Raw genomic sequence first — 4,219 nt, 5'->3', positions numbered from 1 at the left:
GATGACCATCAAAAAAGCTCGTGAAATTCGTTGCTTTTTTGCTAGGCTAGCTCTGGGTTATGACTCGATTCTGAGTGTGAGGATCGATAGCGAAATAGTTATCTCGGTTATCCGATTCGTCCAATCAATCGGTTGATCGTAATGCCAAATTGCAAAAAAGCGCCGATGCGATGCTCTGGTATAATGGCACGTTGTTGTCGATGAAACGATTTGAGGCTGGCTTGGTACAAGACTGGTGGCAACGCCGCGCTGCATGGTCGCTGCGTCAATGGATCATTACAATCGCAAGTGTGTTGCTGATGGCGCTATGCTTATTAACCGCGCTCTATCAGTTGCCGACTCATGTGCGGATCGCCAGCGACGGCTTGGGTGATCAGCCGTTTTTGGTTTCAAGCGAGGCACTAGGCCAAGCTGCCACCGATCTTGGCACGGTCTTCCCCGATGAACTCGACGCAACTGGCGGGCGGTTTCGCTGGACACGCGGCAGCACCCAAATTCAGATTCCGGCACTCGGCGCACATAGCAGTTATAGGCTTGAGCTTGATGTAGTTGGCTGGCCCGACGATGTGCTACGCAGCGATGTACGCCAGCCATTTGTGCATGTGTTGGTCAATCAACAGCTGATCGCCGTATTTGAGGCCAGCAGCCAACGCACCATCTATCAATTAAATACTCCAGCACTCAATCAAAGCAACCTTGAGCTTGAATTACGCCTGAGCCACGACCCACAGCAGCTTGCCCCCTTGGATAATACTGCCACCTTCACTGGCACGACGCTCTATCCCAACGACCGCCGCCCCCATGGTTTGCGCTTGTATGGCCTTAGCGCCACGACCAACACTGTAGGCTTTAATTTGCCTGCCTGGAGCTTGATTTGGCGTGTAGCAGTGGCCTTGGGCTTGATCCTCCTGGCTGGTTGGCTCTATCCGCGTGAGCGTTTGCCATTGTTTTTGCTTGGGTTGCTCTTGGTCGTTTTTTGGCTGACCCTGGGCTATCTTGCCCGCCACTGGCTGTTGCCATCGTTTGAGTTGGTGCTGTTGGGGCTTGGTTTTGTGGTGGTTTGGAATTGGCAACGCCAGATTATTGATACCTGGTTGCATTTCCGCCAGCGCTTGTTGCAAGGCCAAAATCTTGATTATGGTTTAGCTGTGGCTGCACTGATTGGCCTGCTGGCTATCAGTTGGCCCAGCCTTAGCCAAGCCGCCAACGAATGGCTACCCAAAGCCAAAAAGCTCGATCCTGGGGCGATTATTGTGGTTTCGTTGGCAGTAGCTAGCTTGTTTATTGCAGGCTTCTACTGGGGCGATCTCAATCGGTTGCTCGATCGGCTCAATCGGCGTTTGCGCACCCGCCAAGGCTTGGGCTGGGCCTTGCTAGGCTTAGTGGTTGGGGTTTGGTTAGTCTATAGCTGGGGCGTAATTCGCCAAATTAACTACCTTGGCAACGCCGATTACTCCGATAACGGTGTAGTTGCCCGCAACTTGGTGGCGGGGCGTGGCTGGGTCGTTGATTATGTCACCCAATTTTTCAAACTGTATCCCGATGGCAGCGTGACCCGCGTGCAAGAAACCTGGCCAATGTTGCAGCCAGTCTGGATTGCGCCATTCTTTGCCTTGTTTGGGCCAGAACCGTGGGCCGCCAAAATCCCCAACCTGATCTTTTTTAGTTTGCTGTCGATCGTGGTCTATCGTATTGCCCGTCAGTTGTGGGATCAACGGGTTGGTTTGATTGCGGTGCTGTTGGTGCTGATCAATCGACATATGTTCCGCTTGATGATCTATAGCACCTCGGATTTGGCGTTTGTGCTGTTCTACACAGCGGCGATTTGGTTGCTCTGGCGTAGTTTGGTAACTCATAGCAAAGAGCGCTTGCTTGGCTCAGGCCTGATCATCGGCCTCATGTGTTGGCAAAAAACCAGCGCCGTAATTGTAGCGATTGGCATGGGCTTGTGGCTGATTTGGCGTTTGTGGCAGGTCGAAGATCGCTGGAAAGCCTATCGCACTGCTGCTTTGTGGTGGGTACTCCCAGCGGTTTTGGTGTTCTCACCTTATATTGCCCGCAACCTGCACGAATTTGGCAAACCCGCCTTTTCGACCGAAAGTTATGATGCTTGGATCATCGGCTACACAAATTTCGATTCGATCTACAATATCTACACCAACGAGCAAGGCTTGCCCGGGAGCAACGGCTTACCTGAACCAAGCTGGATTCTGCGTTGGGGCTATCAAAAGACCTTTGATAAAATTGGTAACCAATTTGAAGCGACTCGCAACTATTTGTTGCCAGCTAGCCCAGCTTTGGGCATGTTCAGCGGTCGCGGCAATTTGATGGGCAATAACGATCAGGGCGTTAATGGTCAGCCCTATGTGTGGTTGATGTTGGGTGCGTGGCTAAGCTTAATTGGTTTGATTGCTGCTCGCCGCCAACAAGCCAGCTTGATCGCCTTGGTTGGAGCGAGTTTCACACCATATATTATCTTCTTGGCGCTCTATTGGCACGCTGATGAAGAACGCTATTTTGTGCCATTAGTGCCATTTTTGGCCTTACTGGCGGCTGGGGCGTTGGTGGCAATTCACGATGCAATTGCTCGTTGCTGGAACCAGCGTGGTCGTCCGTTGGCCTTGTTGGTAGCGGCTCAATTGCTGGTCTTGGCGCTCACCCCGGGGTGGGTTGAGGCCGCTAACAAAAGTGCTACCGTCGCAGGCAGCGAGTATGCCGAATGGCAACCCGATTTGCAGGCCTTTGAATGGTTGCGCCAAAACACACCACCAGAGGCGGTGGTTATGACCCGCGTGCCATGGCAACTCAATTTTCATGCTGAACGCGCTGCTGTGATGAACCCAAATGTGGCCGATTTAGCCGTGATTAAACAGGTTGCTGACTATTACAAGGCCTCGTTTATTCTGGTCAATGCTGTGCAAAACAACAAAGATCAAGCTCAAATTGGCTTAGGCCGCTTGCTCAAAGGCGAGGAGCTACCTGGGTTTGTGCTACGAGCCAGCTTTGCGGGGCCGAAAAACCGCACAGTCTATATCTACGAAATTCAATAAATACAGTTTGCTGGAGCCAAAACTGTAGCTGCAATGTTCCAACGACTCCAAACTGATTGATCATCATACACGGCTATTGCATGTTGATAGCCTATGAGCGAATAGCAAGTTATGCGCATACTCATGATTGCGTCGTCGTTTCCCAAATATCCAGGTGAGATGACCGCGCCCTTTATCGAAGAAATTGCCGCCGCCGTGGTCGAGCGTGGCCACGAGGTGCATATGCTTTTGCCCGATCACCCCGAACTCAAACGTGGCGATCAGGTACGGGGCATGCAGATCCATCGCTATCGCTATGCGCCGCATCCGAGCTTAAATGTTTGGGGCTATGCTGGTGCGTTGCATAATGATGTACAAATGCGCAACGCCGCGCTTTTGGTTGCACCCTTGGCAGTTGCTTCAGCATGGCGCACCATGGCCCAGCTTACCGCCCAACAACCCTTCGATTTAATTCATGGTCACTGGTCGATTCCGAATGGCTTTCCGGCTTGGTTGCTAGCGCGGCAACGAAAATTACCACTGATTATCAGCACGCATGGCTCGGATGTTTCGGTGGCTGAGCGCACTGCCCCAACTGGCTGGATCAATACAGCGATCATGCGCTATGCCTCGGCAATCACTGCGCCATCGAGCGATCTGACGACGCGGGCAGCGGCTTTGGGCGCAGAACCTGCTAAATTGCATGTACTGCCCTATTGTGTTGATGCCGTTGATTTTCGGCCCGATCCCGCCGTTGGCGCGGCCTTTCGCCAACAACATGGCCTCGATACTGCTACACCATTGTTATTTACGGTTGGGCGCATGGTCGAGAAAAAAGGCTTTCGCTATTTGGTGCAGGCCTTTGCTCAGGTGCTAGCCCAGCATCCAACCGCCAAATTGATGATCGGTGGCTATGGCCCAGGCCTAGAGCAACTTATGGCTCAAGCCGCTGATCTAGGGATTGGCGAGGCCGTGCTATTTCCCGGGGCAATTGGTCACGATCTCATCAATAGTGCCTTGAATGCTGCTACAATCTTCATCCTGCCTTCGGTGCGCGATCGCAGTGGCAACGTCGATGGCTTGCCCAATACCCTGCTCGAAGCCATGGGCGCGGGTCGGCCAATTATCGCCAGCAAGATTGCCGGAGTGCCTGGAGTAATTACTTCGGGCGAACATGGCTTGTTGGTAGC

The 4,219-nt window shown here is 52.6% G+C and carries 2 protein-coding genes; both read left to right on the top strand.

Going from position 1 to position 4,219, the window contains the following annotated elements; all coding sequences use genetic code 11:
* Window positions 1-200: 200 nt before the first annotated feature.
* A complete protein-coding gene (locus DEF47_RS14155; protein ID WP_287045191.1) occupies window positions 201-3,050 on the top strand; it encodes a glycosyltransferase family 39 protein in 2,850 nt (949 codons plus the stop codon).
* Between the two features lie 123 nt (window positions 3,051-3,173).
* Window positions 3,174-4,219, top strand: a 1,046-nt coding sequence (locus tag DEF47_RS14150) for a glycosyltransferase (RefSeq protein ID WP_287045190.1), incomplete at its 3' end; no start/stop codon positions are given.

Source organism: Herpetosiphon sp. (assembly GCF_003512625.1).
Classification (GTDB): domain Bacteria; phylum Chloroflexota; class Chloroflexia; order Chloroflexales; family Herpetosiphonaceae; genus Herpetosiphon; species Herpetosiphon aurantiacus.
The sequence above is the reverse complement of the archived record's forward strand: the minus strand, read 5'-3'. Positions and strand labels throughout refer to the sequence as shown.

What these genes read in the sequence shown, in the direction of transcription:
- DEF47_RS14155 (WP_287045191.1), top strand. Translation starts at nt 201, where the DNA reads ATGAAACGATTTGAGGCTGGCTTGGTACAAGACTGGTGGCAACGCCGC.